Origin of the sequence: Nitrosomonas sp. HPC101 (assembly GCF_009833125.1) — a bacterium.
Classification (GTDB): Bacteria; Pseudomonadota; Gammaproteobacteria; order Burkholderiales; family Nitrosomonadaceae; genus Nitrosomonas.
On sequence record NZ_QRCC01000014.1, the window covers coordinates 64,428 to 80,266 of the forward strand.

The 15,839-nt window shown below is 49.9% G+C and carries 17 protein-coding genes and 1 other RNA gene; 9 read left to right on the plus strand and 9 right to left on the minus strand.

Features of this window, described 5'->3' with window-relative positions; genetic code table 11:
* The first annotated feature begins 3 nt into the window (after nt 1-3).
* Nucleotides 4-309: a flagellar biosynthesis anti-sigma factor FlgM gene (flgM, locus tag ABO04_RS10190; RefSeq protein ID WP_160810563.1), complete on the plus strand. Its 306-nt coding sequence runs from the start codon at nt 4-6 to the stop codon at nt 307-309.
* Between the two features lie 1,135 nt (nt 310-1,444).
* Here the strand turns inward: flgM and nusB are convergent.
* The 4 genes from nusB to ABO04_RS10215 all read right to left on the minus strand — a co-directional run bounded on the left by nusB (nt 1,445) and on the right by ABO04_RS10215 (nt 4,366).
* Nucleotides 1,445-1,945 carry a transcription antitermination factor NusB gene (gene nusB, locus ABO04_RS10200; RefSeq protein ID WP_160810564.1) on the minus strand — a complete coding sequence of 167 codons (501 nt, stop codon included), beginning with the start codon at nt 1,943-1,945 and terminating at the stop codon, nt 1,445-1,447.
* Nucleotides 1,942-2,436, minus strand: coding sequence for a 6,7-dimethyl-8-ribityllumazine synthase (ribH, locus tag ABO04_RS10205; protein ID WP_160810565.1), 495 nt, complete (start codon nt 2,434-2,436; stop codon nt 1,942-1,944). The genes nusB and ribH overlap by 4 nt, the downstream gene beginning before the upstream one ends.
* A gap of 218 nt (nt 2,437-2,654) precedes the next feature.
* A complete protein-coding gene (ribBA, locus tag ABO04_RS10210) occupies nt 2,655-3,764 on the minus strand; it encodes a bifunctional 3,4-dihydroxy-2-butanone-4-phosphate synthase/GTP cyclohydrolase II (RefSeq protein ID WP_160810566.1) in 1,110 nt (369 codons plus the stop codon).
* Entirely contained in the window at nt 3,761-4,366 is a 606-nt protein-coding gene (locus ABO04_RS10215; protein WP_160810567.1) for a riboflavin synthase, read from the minus strand. The genes ribBA and ABO04_RS10215 overlap by 4 nt, the downstream gene beginning before the upstream one ends.
* Nucleotides 4,367-4,498: 132 nt before the next feature.
* Here ABO04_RS10215 and typA point away from each other — a divergent pair, with 132 nt between their 5' ends.
* Both typA and ABO04_RS10225 read left to right on the plus strand, forming a co-directional pair.
* The gene (gene typA, locus ABO04_RS10220; RefSeq protein ID WP_160810568.1) at nt 4,499-6,313 is read left to right on the plus strand and encodes a translational GTPase TypA; all 1,815 of its coding nucleotides are present in this window, start codon (nt 4,499-4,501) and stop codon (nt 6,311-6,313) included.
* A gap of 18 nt (nt 6,314-6,331) precedes the next feature.
* Nucleotides 6,332-6,964, plus strand: a complete 633-nt coding sequence (locus ABO04_RS10225; RefSeq protein WP_160810569.1) for a DsbA family protein — start codon at nt 6,332-6,334, stop codon at nt 6,962-6,964.
* A gap of 26 nt (nt 6,965-6,990) precedes the next feature.
* Here the strand turns inward: ABO04_RS10225 and mutM are convergent, their stop codons facing one another.
* Genes mutM through ABO04_RS10245 form a run of 4 tightly spaced genes read right to left on the minus strand, consistent with a single transcriptional unit; the run spans nt 6,991 to nt 10,730 of the window.
* The gene (gene mutM, locus ABO04_RS10230) at nt 6,991-7,806 is read right to left on the minus strand and encodes a bifunctional DNA-formamidopyrimidine glycosylase/DNA-(apurinic or apyrimidinic site) lyase (RefSeq protein WP_160810570.1); all 816 of its coding nucleotides are present in this window, start codon (nt 7,804-7,806) and stop codon (nt 6,991-6,993) included.
* Between the two features lie 45 nt (nt 7,807-7,851).
* Nucleotides 7,852-9,204: a GldG family protein gene (locus ABO04_RS10235; RefSeq protein ID WP_160810571.1), complete on the minus strand. Its 1,353-nt coding sequence runs from the start codon at nt 9,202-9,204 to the stop codon at nt 7,852-7,854.
* Nucleotides 9,205-9,228: 24 nt separating this feature from the next.
* Nucleotides 9,229-9,975 carry an ABC transporter permease subunit gene (locus tag ABO04_RS10240; RefSeq protein WP_160810572.1) on the minus strand — a complete coding sequence of 249 codons (747 nt, stop codon included), beginning with the start codon at nt 9,973-9,975 and terminating at the stop codon, nt 9,229-9,231.
* Entirely contained in the window at nt 9,975-10,730 is a 756-nt protein-coding gene (locus tag ABO04_RS10245) for an ABC transporter ATP-binding protein (RefSeq protein ID WP_160810573.1), read from the minus strand. The genes ABO04_RS10240 and ABO04_RS10245 overlap by 1 nt, the downstream gene beginning before the upstream one ends.
* A 358-nt stretch (nt 10,731-11,088) precedes the next feature.
* Between ABO04_RS10245 and ABO04_RS10250 the strand changes: the two genes are divergently transcribed.
* From ABO04_RS10250 to ABO04_RS10275, 6 genes are all read left to right on the plus strand, one after another.
* Nucleotides 11,089-11,781 carry an OmpA family protein gene (locus tag ABO04_RS10250; RefSeq protein WP_160810574.1) on the plus strand — a complete coding sequence of 231 codons (693 nt, stop codon included), beginning with the start codon at nt 11,089-11,091 and terminating at the stop codon, nt 11,779-11,781.
* Between the two features lie 320 nt (nt 11,782-12,101).
* Nucleotides 12,102-12,806, plus strand: coding sequence for a bifunctional 2-polyprenyl-6-hydroxyphenol methylase/3-demethylubiquinol 3-O-methyltransferase UbiG (ubiG, locus tag ABO04_RS10255; protein ID WP_160810575.1), 705 nt, complete (start codon nt 12,102-12,104; stop codon nt 12,804-12,806).
* A 36-nt stretch (nt 12,807-12,842) separates the two neighbouring features.
* Entirely contained in the window at nt 12,843-13,493 is a 651-nt protein-coding gene (locus tag ABO04_RS10260; RefSeq protein ID WP_160810576.1) for an HAD-IA family hydrolase, read from the plus strand.
* A gap of 75 nt (nt 13,494-13,568) precedes the next feature.
* Nucleotides 13,569-13,928: a transfer-messenger RNA gene (gene ssrA / locus ABO04_RS10265) on the plus strand.
* 73 nt (nt 13,929-14,001) lie between these two features.
* A complete protein-coding gene (locus tag ABO04_RS10270) occupies nt 14,002-14,346 on the plus strand; it encodes a hypothetical protein (protein WP_160810577.1) in 345 nt (114 codons plus the stop codon).
* 170 nt (nt 14,347-14,516) lie between these two features.
* Complete coding sequence (locus tag ABO04_RS10275) at nt 14,517-14,756, plus strand: hypothetical protein (RefSeq protein ID WP_193565794.1); 240 nt, start codon at nt 14,517-14,519, stop codon at nt 14,754-14,756.
* A gap of 140 nt (nt 14,757-14,896) precedes the next feature.
* Here the strand turns inward: ABO04_RS10275 and ABO04_RS12145 are convergent, their stop codons facing one another.
* On the minus strand, nt 14,897-15,838 hold the full coding sequence (locus ABO04_RS12145) for a COG2958 family protein (RefSeq protein WP_160810578.1): 942 nt from the start codon (nt 15,836-15,838) through the stop codon (nt 14,897-14,899).
* Between the last annotated feature and the right edge of the window lies 1 nt (nt 15,839).

Below are 15,839 nucleotides of genomic sequence, written 5' to 3' on the forward strand. Positions count from 1 at the left end.
GTCGTGAAAATAAACCAGATATCCTCAGGACGCACAGAATTTGCTGTAGGGAGAGACCAGAAAAAAGTAAGCAAAATAGACAATGCAAAAACAGATGCTGTTATTAAAAGCGATAATGCCCATACAAAAAAGACATCTTCAGCGGATGTTCTGATATCAGACGCCGATAACAATGTTATTAATACCGCAAAGGTTGCTGAGATCAAACAGGCAATCAGTGAAGGCCACTTTAAGGTGAATTCTGATGTGATTGCAGATCGCCTGCTGGAAACCGTTAAAGAATTGATTCAACACAAACGATCCATCTGAAATAATAGCAACACCGGATAGTTTCTCCAAAGAGAAATACACTGCAGTATATTCCAGGGTTCCTAGCTGGAAAATACCCGTTTGTTTCTTGATCTTCTCGAGCGTAAACGAAGCTCGCCACAGGAAGTGTGGATAATCCAGCTTCGCTGGTTGCAGACAAGGATCGGATTGTGAATCGGATCGCACGATTAGATTCACAGCCGATCAATTTCTGGTTGCGATGGGGCTGCCCAAGGACACACAAGGAGTGAACGCCTGGATTGCAGCCAATCATTCATGTCACTCTTGCCTGAAAAGAATCATTCAATCTTGTTCATCCTACCCAACAGTTCAATCAAGCGAATACATATTACTTTCACCTGGCTGCACTATACGCGACAGGGATTGAATGTCCTGTATAACGCAGCCAAACATATCACCTTTTATGCTCCCAGAGACCGAATAGCTTAACATCTGTTTTCCCGGGATGTCTTTTGAAATTGATTTTGGGTGAACTGATATGTCGTGTAATATTATTTTACCTTGTTCGTTCATTTGATATGGCGCTTGTTATAAAGATGTTTCACGTGAAACATCTTGTGATTATCACCTTTATTTCGCTCTGCCAATCTGATCAGCTTCATCCTTAGTAAACTGAATTTTTCATCAACCCGATTTGTTTGAAAAACATCTTTTATGGCAACCTGTCCGGCTAATCCGCTGCAGGATGTACCCTGGCACGAGTTTGCAGAAGCGCTTTTGATTCATTGCATGCAGAGAATGCGTTCCCGGCAAACCGATTCAGCTAATGGTTAGATTGCTGGTTCTTAAACGAATGGAAAATTTGAGCGATAAGGCGCTGATCCTGCAATGGCAATAGAAACGCGATCCGTATTGCCAGGCTTTTTGCGGCAACGCTAGAAGGCACTCAAACAGGATAATCGTTACCAACAGAACAAAGAACGGAAACAATGCAAAAGACGCGCTACAATTGAGCTCATCATCAGTCATTTGAAAGCGGGATCACATGGTAAGAATTACCTGAAGGGACTATCGGTGATCGCATTAATCTTCTGACGGGTCACCTGCGCCTGAACAATGGTTGCTGGCCATTTTTTGGCTTTTTCATATGGAAAATGCATCGACCGCACCCGTTTCAGGTTTTGCGTGTGCCTCTATTCCGGGTGGGTACGTATTGAAGCTCAGTAGCTCGTAATTGAATGGCTAGTTTATCCAGTACGCCGTTGACGTATTTATGTCCATCTGTCCCACCATAACTCTTGGCCAATTCTATTGCTTCATTGATGATGGCTCGGCAGGGTATTTCAAGATGATGCACCATTTCATAGGTGCCAATCAGTAGAATTGAACATTCCACTGGACTCAGTTCAGACAGCTGTCGGTCAAGATGAGGCTGAATCTGTGCTTCCAAAGTATGAATATGCTCCAGCACGCCTTGCAGCAAATCAGAGAAATAGGAACCATCTGCTCTGCTGTAGAAATTGACCTGCTGTAGTTGCAAATCAATATCCCGGGCATTCCCTCCGGCAAGACGCCATTGGTAAATACCCTGCAAGGCCAGCTCCCGCGATAGACGTCGACGGTTTTTATAGCCTTTGTGCCGCGCGGGGGGTGAAACAGCATCTGTTGCTATCATGAAGGTGTGAATTGATCCATTTTGCCAAGCATTAATGCCAAATTGGCCATTTCCACCGCGACACGTGCCGTCTCGGCTCCTTTCTCGGTCATCCGGACAGACGCCTGCTCTTCATCGTCCGTTGTAAGAACGCCATTTGCAATGGGAATATCATATTCCAGTCCGACTGTTATCAGGCCGCGTGCAGATTCGTTGGCAACCACATCAAAATGATACGTTTCACCGTGTATTACGGCTCCCAAGGCGATCAAAGCATCATATCGGTCAGATGCAGCCAGTTTCTGCAGTGCAAGCGGAATTTCCAGCGCACCAGGGACAGTTATCAGAACGATATCTGTTTCCTGTACGCCCAGTTCAGCAAGTTCCGCTGTACAAGCGCCCAAGAGTCCCTCGCTTATATCGATATTGAAACGGCTCATGACAATACCAATGCACAGTCCGCTCCCCTTGAGATCTGAATCTATTTCTAGAATATTGTCATAGTAGGACATGAAAGATACACCTCCTGCTGTTTGTTTTTTAGGAATTTCTGCAAAAAAAACCATCTGCGTTAACAGCTGGTATTAAAACACTCATTTATTACGATAACCCCCTCGGTGCGAGCGCCTCGCCCTCCGGGCCAGCCTTGCCGCTGTTTGCTGCGTTTTGCTTGCGGCACCGACTTTTGCCCTGAAAACTGTCTTCTCTGATCAAAATATTGAATAAGTTCTTATGTGCAATGATGATCTTCCGGCTCCAGATAGCCGGTGATTTCCAGACCAAAACCAGTCATGCTTGGCATTCTGCGAGGTGTTGCCAGCAGACGCATTTTGCTGACACCCAGATCTTTGAGGATTTGCGCACCGATACCATGCTGACGCAATTCTGGTACAGGTTTGTCTGATGGAAGCGGTATGGTCTGCAGAATTCGTTCTGTTAACACATCAGCATCATTCTTGCGATGCAACAGTACAACTACACCTTTTCCAGCCTGCGTGATAACTGCCATTGCGTCATGGATACTCCAGGAATGGGTGTAATCATCAATTTCCAGCAAATCAATCACTGATAGAGGCTCATGTACCCGTACCAGCACTTCTTCACCGGCATTCCATGTTCCTTTTACCAACGCGAGATGAGTAACGCTGGCAATTTTATCATGGTAGGCAATCAGCCTGAATTCTCCGTGCACAGTTTGCAGTGGCCGTTCGGTAATCCGTGTGATCAGACTTTCTGTAAGACGACGATAATGAATGAGATCCGCAATCGTCCCGATCTTGAGATGGTGTTTACTGGAGAATTCGATCAGGTCTGGCAACCGTGCCATTTCACCATTTTCTTTCAGAATTTCACAAATGACCGCGGCCTCGGTTAATCCTGCCAACCGTCCCAGGTCGCAGCCTGCTTCGGTATGGCCGGCGCGTGCCAGCACACCACCTTGCTGTGCCTTGAGTGGAAAAATATGCCCGGGTTGAACCAGATCTTCTGGTCTGGCATCCGCTCTGACTGCTGCTTGAACAGTACGGGCACGATCAGCTGCGGAAATACCGGTTGTCACGCCACTGGCTGCCTCAATAGAGGCAGTAAAATTGGTACCGAGCGGCGAATGGTTATCTGCCACCATCATGGGCAACTTGAGCTGTTGACAGCGCTCTTCTGTCAATGTCAGGCAGATCAACCCCCTACCGTATTTAGCCATGAAGTTGATTGCTTCAGGCGTAATGAAATCAGCTGCCAATACCAGATCACCTTCATTTTCGCGATCTTCCTCGTCGATGAGGATAACCATTTTTCCATTTTTGAAGTCTGTCAAAATCGCTTCAATCGATGAGATTGTCATACTTGCCTGCCTTGTGCCTGATCGAGTAAATGTGCCACATATTTCGCTATCATGTCGGTTTCGAGATTCACTTTTTTGCCCGGCTTAAATTGTTTGAAAGTTGTATTGGCCAGTGTATGGGGAATAAGATTAATTTCAACCTGCCCGGATGTTACCCGATTCACTGTAAGACTGACGCCATCGACCGTGATAGACCCCTTGGGGATAATATATTTAAATAATTGTGATGGAGGCTTGATTGCCAGCAGGCAGCGATCACCTGTCTGCACGAATTGTACGACTTCACCGATTCCTTCCACATGGCCGTTGACCAGATGGCCGTCCAGCCGATCAGAAAACCGCAGCGCTTTTTCCAGATTAACCCGGTTGCCGGGAATATCCAGTCCGTGTGTGCAATCCAGAGTTTCGCCGGAGACGTCGACGGTGAAACATCCTTCCTCGAACGCAGTCACTGTCAGGCAAGCACCATCAACAGCAATACTATCTCCGATAGCGACATCCGTCAGATCCAGCTTGCCAGGATCAATGTGAATACGAACCGCATCCTCTTCGGAAGAGACGTGCCTGATACTGCCAACTGCCTGAATGATTCCAGTAAACATGTTTTCCCCGGATTATTGAAATAAATTTAACTGCAAACAGATAATACCCCGATCAATCTGACAGTTCGAACACTGTTATAATCAACAGTTTATCCGGGATTGCCCGGGCTGATTTCCGAGGAACCTTTAATTATGACACGCCTGCTCCGTAATATCGCCATTATCGCTCATGTGGATCATGGCAAGACCACGATGGTGGATAAGCTGCTGCATCAGGCCGGTACTTTTGCCGCCCACCAGACTATTGCTGAACGGGTGATGGATTCTGATGATATCGAGCGCGAACGCGGAATTACCATTTTTTCCAAGAATTGTGCAATCGACTATGCTGGCGTGCATATTAATATTGTAGATACCCCGGGTCACGCCGATTTCGGTGGCGAGGTCGAGCGTGTATTATCAATGGTGGATGGCGTGTTGTTGCTGGTGGACGCAGTTGAGGGTCCTATGCCGCAAACCCGTTTTGTCACTCGCAAAGCGCTGGCTGTTGGTTTGCGTCCGATTGTGGTGGTTAACAAGATCGATCGTCCCGGCGCCCGTCCGGACTGGGTAGTGAATCAAACCTTTGATTTATTCGATAAATTGAATGCTACCGAAGAGCAACTGGATTTTCCGGTCATCTATGCTTCCGGGCTCAACGGCTATGCCACACTGGACCCCAAACTGCCCGGCAGCGATATGCGTCCGTTATTTGACCTGATACTTCAGCATGTGCCAGCGCCGGTAGGTGATCCGGATCAGCCGCTGCAACTGCAAATCAGCGCGCTCGATTATTCCAGTTTTGTCGGGCGTCTTGGCATCGGCAAAATCAATCGCGGCCGCCTGAAATCAGGGCAGGAAGTCATGGTGATGACGGGCGGACAAACATCGAAAAAAGCACGTGTCAATCAGGTATCCGGTTTTAGCGGACTGGATCGGGTTCAGTTAAACGAAGCGGCTGCAGGCGAAATTGTGCTGATCAGTGGCATTGATGAACTCAGTATTGGCACGACGCTGGCAGACGTTGATCGCCCGGAAGCCTTGCCGATGCCGAAGGTGGATGAACCCACGCTTTCAATGAATTTCCAGGTCAATACTTCACCCTTTGCCGGCAAGGAAGGTAAATTTATCACCAGCCGTCAGTTGCGTGAGCGCCTTGAGAAAGAGTTACTGACCAATGTTGCGTTGAAGCTGGAAGAAACGGGGGAAACCGATTCATTTCTGGTTTCCGGACGTGGTGAGCTGCATTTGACGATTTTACTTGAAAACATGCGCCGGGAAGGCTATGAGCTGGCAGTGTCTCGCCCCAAGGTGGTTATCCGGGAAATAGATGGTGTCAAGTGCGAACCGTTTGAGATATTGACGATCGATATCGATGAAGCCAATCAGGGAGCGGTGATGGAGACATTGGGAACGCGTCGTGGCGATCTGCTGGATATGGTGACCGACGGGCGTGGCCGGGTCAGGCTGGATTATCGTATTCCTGCGCGTGGTCTGATTGGATTCCAGTCTGAATTCATGACGCTGACACGGGGCACCGGCATCATCAGCCATGTTTTTGACGAATACGCGCCGATACGGCCAGATATTGCTTCACGTAAAAATGGTGTGCTGATCTCGGCAGAATACGGTGAAGTTGTAGCTTACGCACTTTGGAAACTGCAAGAGCGTGGACGCATGTTCGTCAGTCCTGGTGAGCCGGTTTATGAAGGCATGGTGATCGGCATACACAGCCGTGAGAATGATCTGGTCGTCAATCCAATCAAGGGCAAACAGCTGACCAATATCCGGGCATCCGGTCACGATGAGGCGGTTGTGCTGACGCCACCGATTCAGCTGACACTGGAATCGGCGGTTGAATTCATCACAGATGACGAGCTGGTTGAAATCACCCCGAAAAGTATCCGTGTCCGTAAACGTTTCCTGCTGGAACATGAGCGCAAGCGCGCCTCCCGTGCCTCCGCCTGATGAGGCTGGTTGGCAGAAATGGAAAAACCGGTTTTGTGGTACATAGCCGATCCCATGTGCTCATGGTGCTGGGGGTTTGCACCGGTTATCGAAAAAATCTGGCAGGAATATGCAGCGGCATTTACCGTGAAGGTGCTGCCGGGCGGGTTGCGGCCGGGAACGGATACGCCGCTACAGCCTGAAAAGAAAGCCCAAATCCTGCATCACTGGCATGCGGTGCATAGCGCCACTGGCCAGCCGTTCACCTTTGAAAATGCCTTGCCGGAAGGTTTCATTTACGATACCGAGCCTGCTTGTCGCGGGGTTGTCAGTGTTTCATTAATCGAGCCTGAAAAAGAATTTCCCTTCTTTGCTGCAATCCAGCATGCCTTTTATGTCGGGCAGGAAGATGTAACGCAAAGTGCTGTCCTGCAAAAACTTGCTGTCAATCTCGCTATCCCGGAATCATCATTTACCGCGATATTCCAGTCAGATGAAACGAAACAGCAAACGCAGGCTGGTTTCCGGCAGGCAGCACAGTGGGGCGTCAGTGGATTTCCAACGCTGGTGCTGGAAGATGGTACCCACCGTCATCAGATTACTTCCGGTTATCGCCCGTTTGCAGCCTTGCGCCATTCTCTGGATAGCTGGCTGCATCAATACAGACACTGATTGATTCAGGCTGATTCGGCTGGTTTCTATTGCTGGCACTGCGCGCAGAAAAAAGTAGATCGTTGCCCCTGGCGGGTTTTGTTTATGGGTGCTCCACATTGCCGGCATGGTTGGCCAGTCCGCCCGTATACCCAATACTGCTGCTGAAAATAACCCGGATTACCTTCGCAGTCGGTGAAATCACGCAGACTGCTTCCTCCCGCTTCAATGGCACGCAACAAAGTTACTTTGACTGCTTCAGCCAGTCGTTCGCACTGCGCTCTGCTCAGACTGCCGGCGGCAGCCAAAGGAGAAATGCCAGCATGAAACAAGGCTTCACTAGCGTAGATATTGCCTACACCCACCACGATATGCTGATTCATGAGCACTTCCTTGATGCTGGTGTTACGGCCATGTATTTTTGTATGCAGAAATTGCCCGTCAAAATCGGTACTCAGAGGTTCGGGGCCCAGTTTCTGTAAGAGCGGATGCTGACGAATATCGCCATCCCACCACAGGATGGCGCCAAACCGTCGCGGGTCGCGAAAACGCAATATTGCTCCATTATCCATTTGCAGATCGAAATGATCGTGCCGCAAAGGGGGGGTGGATGCAGGCAGCACGCGCAAACTGCCGGACATGCCCAGATGCACGATGAGCGTGCCTTTGCTGCAGGCAAACAGGAGATACTTTGCCCGTCGGTTAACTGCATTGATCTGCTGCCCGGGCAACAGCATGGTGAGATCGTCAGGAACCGGCCAACGCAAAACGGAATGACGAATTTGCGCCTGTGTAATGGATGCGCCGATCAGATGAGTATGAATACCACGCCGGGTAACTTCGACTTCAGGTAGTTCAGGCATGATCAGGCCCGGATCCAAGGCGAACGCAGTCAAGCGGAATCTTCATCATCTGCGCCTGCGGTACCAGCGGATGAAGATTCCGCTTGCAAGAAATATCAAAGGCAGCGTGATAAGAAAACTGGTGGCAATCAGGGTTAATTGCAGCTCACTGAGCTCCAGTCGGTTGTCAAGGGTGACACGCGGTTGGATCGGGATAAACGCTTCATCCCCGGCAAGCCAGTTGATCATGTTCATGCCCAGATCCAGATTGCCACCGTTCCCGAGATAACCATTGGCCAGAAAATGCCCGCTGCCAACGACGATAACCCGCTGTTCGCGATCTTCCACCAGCCGACTCAATGCCACGGCGACACTCACCGGGCCGCTAACATCGTTTTCCGCATCAAAGCTGATCTCTCCTTCCAGCGGACTGGTTTCTACCCAACCCTGCGGAGCCACTTCTGCCAGGATAACGCTGCGCCAATCCGCGTTTTCCCCAGGAATAAGCTGGCGCGCAAAAGGAAATACCGTAATATAATCAAAATTCTCTGTTACAGCATGTGTGCCGTAGAGTGTTGCCAGTGCGAAAGCGGTAGGTACTCTCAGCCGGTTTGCCTGAGGATCGACAATGACGCCGGGAGTAAATACAATCCCCAACTTTTCGGCCAGGGGCAGTAATCCGTTCAATGAGCCGATATCTACCAGCCACAGCAGATTTCCACCGCGGGCAAGGTAATCCAGAATTTTTTTCACTTCTCCTTCCAGCAATTCGATTTGCGGAGAGGCAATAACCAGTACGCCGGTATCCGGTATCTCAGGTTGATCGATAAAGCTGAAGGATATGCTTTCGAAGCCGGTTTCCCGCAGTTTTTTACTGAAATTTCCCAGATCCCGCTGGGTGATACCATCCATTTTCCGTTCACCATGACCTGACAATCCCAGCAACTGTTTTTTTTCGGTTCGCGCCAATCGCACCAGCGCGTTTGAAAATGCCTGTTCGTTAATGGCTGCAAGGCGCTCCGTGCGATCTTTGAAACGGATGACGATTTCGCCATTAAGCCTAATACCAGCATTTTGCGCTTGCTGAGGTTGTTCCACCGGATCAATGAAATCCAGAGTCAGATCAGATTTGATGCGCTGGTACACGCCGATGAAGTTGCTGATGATTCCGCGAATATCTCCCAGTTGCAGATCTTGTTGTGTTGCATAAACCGTAACATGTACCGGGCCATCGAACTTTTGCAGGACATCAATACTCGCCCGGCTCAAGCTGTTGCGATTGTTCTGGCTGAAATCCCACTGTGTGTGGAATTCCAGTGCCAGGTATCCCAATACGCCCATTAGTACCAGAAACAAGGCAATGAACAGGCCGTTTCTCCAGTGGATTCGTCCCCCTGGTTTTTTGTTGAAAATGCTCATAAGAACCCGGATTGGAGCAGAAATCTAGCCATTCAGCCGTTCTCCATTCAGGTGATATATGGTCAACCCCAGAAAGGTCATGGCAAACAGAAGAAGAAAAGCCATGCTGAACGTGTCGATCAGACCCACATTGAAATTTTCAAAATGCCTGAACAGGGAAAAATAGTGCATGGCGCTTCCTGATTCGATTGTCATAATATCCATTACCCACAGGCACAGTAACGCGCCCAGACTGCCCAGCGCAGCAATGGCAGGGTGGGATGTAAGACTGGAAACATACAACCCCAGTGCACCGAAACAACCCGCCAGCAGAATCAATCCGATTACATTACTGCCCAGCAGCCCGAAATCCAGTGTACCTCCCGTCAGTAATGAAGCAGACAACATGACTATCAGCAGTGGTATCAAACAGAAAAAAATCATCAGTGCCAGAAACTTACCCAGCACGATGGCTGATAGGGAAACCGGTGCTGAAATCAACATGGCCAGTGTATTGTTACGACGTTCCTCTGCGAACAGACGCATACTCAGGACGGGGGTGATTGCCAGCAGCACGATGGAAGCTACGGAAAATACCGGTGCTACGATTACTTCGGTTATACCCGGAGAGTTGGTGAGCTGCACCAGTTGGGGTTGTATTTCAAGAAAAGTATTTAACCGCCCCAGGAATACCCAGGCCAGTACTAATTGCATAACCGCCAGAAAAACCCAGGCCAGCGATGATGCAAGCAATAGTTTGAGTTCCTTGCTGATAATAGTAAGTATCATCATTATGTCCACTCCTGATCAGGAACATTCTCTGTCGTGAGGCGCACAAATATACTTTCCAGATTCATGTTTCGCTGTTTCAGGTTATCCAGATTATCATCCAGCACCAGCTTGCCTTGATGCATGATTTGTATGCGGTTACAGACACTCTCCACTTCCGGAAGGATGTGGGAAGAAAAAATAATGGCGTGGTTTTTGCCGAGCTCGCGAATCAGCGCACGTATTTTCTGGATCTGGTTGGGATCAAGACCGGCAGTCGGCTCGTCCAGAATGATCAGTTGCGGTCGGTGGATGATCGCCTGTGCAATTGCAATACGCTGTTGATAGCCTTTTGACAGGATGCCAATCAGCCGCTTTCCCACATTATCCAGATCACACTGGTGTTTTACTTCATCCAGCGCAGTCTGCAGTGATATTTTAGCAAGGCCATGCAACCGAGCAGCAAACCGTAAATATTCATCCACTGTCAGCTCTTTATAGAGGGGAGGTATTTCCGGCAGATAGCCAATATGCCGTTTTGCCTCGAGGGGATTTTCCAGCAAATCCACTCCACAAATCCGGACGCTTCCGCTGCTCGGCGCAAGATTGCCAGTCAACATCCGCATGGTGGTGCTTTTACCAGCGCCATTCGGACCCAGAAATCCGAGGATATCGCCACAATTCAATTTCAGATTTACATCATGCACAACAACACGGTGACCAAAGCAGCGTCTTAAACCCACTGCTTCAATAATCGGATATGTATTATTTAAGGTCACGGCAATATTTATTATCAGATTCGCATATTATGTTATTTGACCATGTCAACTAACTTGGTTTAATTAAACTAGGTTAGTTCCCTTATACGGCTTTCTTTGACCAATATCTTGAATAAATTTAAGAGTATCTGAATAGATGACGATAGCGAGCGATGTAGTTTGATACAGTGTTGTGCAGAAGATACACTTCAGTTTGACAAAGATAAATGGATCAACTCATAATCGCTGCCGGTAGTATGCGAGCCATGCTGATCTGGTTACGGTGGACAAAAGAGTCGTAACAGTATGAATGATCGTATAAAAAATGATCGTGGTGGTTGTGACACAGGTTTTTACACTTAAGGACAAGGACAATAGCATGAGAAAAATGATATTAGCCAGGAAATATCTGATGGGAGCCGTTATTTTACCCGGATTGCTGGCATCGGGAGTTGTAATGGCTGATTTACATGAAGAACAAAGACAGGGGTTCAGTGCGGCAGAAAAAGCTGAAGCTTATGCCGTGGATGATAACGGAGTGGTCGCCAGAAACTCTACGGGTCTATGCTGGCGTACCGGCTATTGGACACCTGCCAAAGCCATTTATGAGTGCGATCCTGACCTGGTAAAACAACCGGAGCAGATTGTTGAGGCACCTCCACCACCTCCCGTTGTAACTGAACCTGAGAAAGTAGCTTTCTCAGCAGATGCATTGTTTGATTTTGACAAGGCTGTTCTGAAACCAGCTGGTATGCAGGCACTCGATGATTTTGCCGGGAACCTGGAGGGTGTAAACTACGATTTGATCATTGCTGTAGGCTACACCGATCGCATTGGTTCAGAAGCTTATAACAAGAAACTTTCTGTAAGACGTGCAGAAGCTGTCAAAAATTATCTGACTTCCAAGGGAATCGGTGCAGATCGTATCTTTACCGATGGTAAAGGTAAAGCCAATCCGGTTACCGGTGATTCCTGCGAGGGCACCAGAGCCACCAGAGCGTTGATCAATTGCCTGGCACCGGATCGTCGTGTAGAAATTGAAGTGGCTGGTACGAGAGAAACGATTAACTAAAATTCATTTCATACCAATCCTGATCAACAAAAGCCCTGCCGGTGTGCAGGGCTTTTGTTATGGTGCACCAGGCAGGGCAATCTGCCTGAAGGTGCAAGCCCCTACTCACCAGAGAAAGGGAAGAATCAGTCGAGTGGCAAAGGTATCGCAGGTTTTAACTGCGAACCCGAAGGAAGCCGAAGGTAAAGCGCTGATCTGACGAACGGGAAAGCGGATATTGCCAGGCAATCGAACTTGTTATCCCGGGCAAAACCGAACTATTCAGCAATGTAGTGATCGACAAAAGTATCTTTCCAGTTAAATTCGCAGGTAAATAATGTATGAAAAATGACGGCATCAACGCAGATCCAATGGAGCTGGAGAAATTCAGTCAACTGGCACATCGCTGGTGGGATCCAAACAGCGAATTCAAACCGTTACATGAAATTAATCCACTTCGACTGGATTATATTGACGAAATCGCAGGATTGAATGGGAAAACAGTGGTTGATGTCGGTTGTGGCGGCGGAATATTGTCAGAATCCATGGCAGCACGCGGTGCCAGCGTGACGGGTATTGATCTGAGTGACAAAGCGCTGAAAGTAGCAAAATTACACCTTCTGGAAAGTGGTCATCAGGTTGATTATCGTAAAATAACCACAGAAGCGCTAGCAGCGGAGCTTCCTCGACATTATGACATCGTTACCTGTATGGAAATGCTGGAGCATGTGCCGGATCCCGCCAGCGTAATTCAAGCGTGTTCCCTCCTTGTAAAAAGAGGGGGATGGGTATTTTTCTCAACCCTGAACCGTAATCCGAAAGCTTATCTCTATGCCATCATTGGCGCTGAATACGTTCTTCGATTGCTGCCACGGGGAACGCATGAGTACGCAAAATTTATTAAACCTTCTGAACTGGCACACATGGCGCGTACTGCCGGATTGATGGAATCCGGGATCATCGGCATGACCTATAATCCAATCACAAAAATCTACACTCTGGAAGCCGATACCAGCGTCAACTACATCATGGCATTTCAATTCTGATTCAATACAGGACACACGAGAGTATTACTGATACTGATGACCAGAAAAGCAATTCTGTTCGATTTCGACGGCACCATTGCGGATACCGCACCAGATCTTGCTCGCGCGCTCAACCGGCAGCGCATTGCACGCAATCAGCCACTTTTGCCGATTGAGCTGGTTCGTACCGTTGCTTCCGCCGGCGCGCGTGGATTGTTAAACCTTGGTTTTGGCCTGACACCGGATAATCCTGATTACCAGGCTATGCGAGAAGAATTCCTCTCCTTTTATGCCGAACAGCTGTGTCAGGATACGCGCCTGTTTCCAGGCATCCCTGAGCTGCTGGAACAACTGGATGAACAAGCCATCCTATGGGGAATTGTCACCAATAAGCCGGCAAGGTTCACTCGCCCGCTCATGCATCTGCTTGGATTACATCACCGTGCAGCCTGTGTTATCAGTGGGGATGATACTGCCTACACCAAACCTCATCCGGAACCACTGCTTACTGCCTGTCGTCAGATAGATGCAGCTCCCGATCATTGTATTTATCTGGGAGATGATATTCGTGATGTACAAGCCAGTCTTGCAGCCGGAATGAAGCCCATCGTAGCGCTTTACGGCTATCTTGGCGACAGTGATCCACCGGAAACATGGGGAGCATTTGAACTAATCAGTCATCCGGGTGATCTCTTACACTATATTTAATCTGTTACAATTCGGTCCTGATTGAACTTTACCGTTAATACCATCATCTTAGATGACAAGAATTTATTTATAGCAGGGGGCGATCCGGTTTCGACGTGGGTTGCAAAGCAGTGCAGGGCATACCGAGGTTCAGTACCCTCGTAAAACAGCTGAAAAAAAATAGTCGCAAACGACGAAAACTACGCTTTAGCCGCTTAATCCGGCTAAACTCCACGCCGATGGGCCTCAACGTCGGGTCTGGCAACAGAGAGTGGAGTCACTAACGAGGATCGCGTTTTGCAGGGTTACTTTGTAAGACGCTAAAAAATAGGTAACTCGCCTGTCATCAGCTTGCCGGTTGGCGGATGCCAGGTTAAATTAAACAACATGGCTAAGTATGTAGAACTGTCTGTAGAGGACTTGCGGACGCGGGTTCAATTCCCGCCGCCTCCACCAATACTTAAAAACCCAACCCTTATCGGTTGGGTTTTTTCTACCTGGAGCGCCAGTGTTGGCGCGGTTCCGAGCCTTGGCCTCTTTAGCACCACTCCTCTGTCGGTGTCGGTTTCCGGGCCTTCTCACCCCATTTTCTCTCTCTGTTCTCTGTCCGGCTCTTTACCTGAAAACGCCCCACACCCAGCAAAAACGTGGGCTTGCGCGCGTCGGGTTGCGTTTTCCGTCTGCTGGAGGCGGCGTGACCGAGCAGGCAGCGGGTGCAAAAAAGCCGCCCTCGGGCGGCGCGAGGTGGAGGCGCTGGCCATCAGTTTCTGGCCTGGATCATCCTGCGCTGCTGTTGCCAGCCCAGCGGCAGGCCGCCGTTGCGGATCAGGTGTTCCAGCGCTATCTTGGGTTGCAACCCGCACCTCGCCGGTGAACTTGTCGATGTCTTTCTTCGCCATGTCGCGTCTCCTACTCGAAGGACTGGATGATCTGGCGCTGCCGATGGAAATCATCGATATCTAACTCCCGATCTTTTCTGCTTACCCCTGAACCCGCCTTGGTGCCACGTGTATCGGGCGGGTTTTGCATTTCTGGAGACCTACAATGACTGAACCCGAACAACAAATGCCCGCCGTCCTCGTGGAGAACATGCTTCTTCTCCGCAAGGAGGACTTCGACGAGTTGCTCGACCGCGCCGCCGAAAATCTGCCTGCTCGACGACTGGCGGCGACCTTCACGGCGGCGGAAGTGGTGGTGCCGCTGTTCGGGGAAGCACTGCCGCGCGAAGCATTCGTGCTGTTGGTCTTCGCCGTCAGCAACGCCAATACGGAGCATTACCCATGAGCAACAGATTCAAGCGTGCCGTCATCGACGACGTGATCTCGCGCAACATCAACGCCAGCCTGCAAGACCATCGGCTGGTTCGGTGCGTTTCAGCGTGGCGACGAACGTGTCGAGGTCATCGGCCACCTGGAATAGGCGGGTCAATCGTCCAGATCGGGAATGTCCCAGTCTGCCGGGCGTGCCTCGCCGGTCTGGTAGAACTGCTTCACCAGCTTCACATACTCCAGAAAATCCCGGTTCTCCGTGGCCAGACGATTGGCCATGTCCCAATCGATCTCGTCGCGCTCGCGGGCTGGAATCAGCACTTGACTGTCCGCAGGGTTGTCCACATCCAGCTTGATGAAGCCGATGCCGTGGGCGGCGAACAGCATCCGCAGTTCCTTCAGCGTATCGGTGCCGCCGATTTCCGCCGCGACCAGATAGCTGAAATTGGCCCACGACGAATTCGATACCGCCTGAAAAAAACACTCGCGCACGTTCGAGCGGTTGATCAGCAACTTGGCCTCGAACGACCACAGCTTGGTGCGTTTGTCGGAATATTGCGTGACACAATCGCGCACCTCGCGGTGCCACTCCTTGCTCAAATCCTCCATGCCGACCACATCCGGGTACAGCCAGCGGTTGCCGTTGGGCCCGCGCTTGTTTGAGGAGCGTTTGTCGTCGATGCGTTTGGAGAACACCTCGAACTCCTCCCACAGGTACTGCGATAACATCGAGTACAGGGCGTGCTCATTGATCTTCAAGGTACTCGCATCCGTCATTGGCGCCACCCCGTCGCTCTCGACCGCCGCCACCTCGGCGCTGTCTGTCCGATCCGAGTAGTAATGCTTGCGCGGCCGCCCCTCGGTCGTCTTCAGCTCCAGATGCTTCCTTTGCAGGCGCGGCAACTGGGAACTGATCTCGCGCACGATCTGCTGCAACAGTTCGGCGTCCGTTTCGAGGCGTTGGCTGCTCTGCTTCTTGGCCTGACACTGCTCGGGATAGGTGGCAAACACCCACTCGGCGATCTGACGCGCAGTGAACTTCTCATCCGGGTGCGCCTTGAGGTACCCGACGACGGTTTTCGCCAGATTCAATTCCATA

What these genes read in the sequence shown, in the direction of transcription:
- ABO04_RS10250 (WP_160810574.1), top strand. Translation starts at nt 11,089, where the DNA reads ATGAGAAAAATGATATTAGCCAGGAAATATCTGATGGGAGCCGTTATT.
- ABO04_RS10260 (WP_160810576.1), top strand. Translation starts at nt 12,843, where the DNA reads ATGACCAGAAAAGCAATTCTGTTCGATTTCGACGGCACCATTGCGGAT.
- ABO04_RS10235 (WP_160810571.1), bottom strand. Translation starts at nt 9,204, where the DNA reads ATGAGCATTTTCAACAAAAAACCAGGGGGACGAATCCACTGGAGAAAC.
- ABO04_RS10225 (WP_160810569.1), top strand. Translation starts at nt 6,332, where the DNA reads ATGGAAAAACCGGTTTTGTGGTACATAGCCGATCCCATGTGCTCATGG.
- ABO04_RS10240 (WP_160810572.1), bottom strand. Translation starts at nt 9,975, where the DNA reads ATGATGATACTTACTATTATCAGCAAGGAACTCAAACTATTGCTTGCA.
- mutM (WP_160810570.1), bottom strand. Translation starts at nt 7,806, where the DNA reads ATGCCTGAACTACCTGAAGTCGAAGTTACCCGGCGTGGTATTCATACT.
- ribBA (WP_160810566.1), bottom strand. Translation starts at nt 3,764, where the DNA reads ATGACAATCTCATCGATTGAAGCGATTTTGACAGACTTCAAAAATGGA.
- ribH (WP_160810565.1), bottom strand. Translation starts at nt 2,436, where the DNA reads ATGTCCTACTATGACAATATTCTAGAAATAGATTCAGATCTCAAGGGG.
- ABO04_RS12145 (WP_160810578.1), bottom strand. Translation starts at nt 15,838, where the DNA reads ATGGAATTGAATCTGGCGAAAACCGTCGTCGGGTACCTCAAGGCGCAC.
- ABO04_RS10275 (WP_193565794.1), top strand. Translation starts at nt 14,517, where the DNA reads ATGACTGAACCCGAACAACAAATGCCCGCCGTCCTCGTGGAGAACATG.
- nusB (WP_160810564.1), bottom strand. Translation starts at nt 1,945, where the DNA reads ATGATAGCAACAGATGCTGTTTCACCCCCCGCGCGGCACAAAGGCTAT.
- typA (WP_160810568.1), top strand. Translation starts at nt 4,499, where the DNA reads ATGACACGCCTGCTCCGTAATATCGCCATTATCGCTCATGTGGATCAT.
- ABO04_RS10215 (WP_160810567.1), bottom strand. Translation starts at nt 4,366, where the DNA reads ATGTTTACTGGAATCATTCAGGCAGTTGGCAGTATCAGGCACGTCTCT.
- ubiG (WP_160810575.1), top strand. Translation starts at nt 12,102, where the DNA reads ATGAAAAATGACGGCATCAACGCAGATCCAATGGAGCTGGAGAAATTC.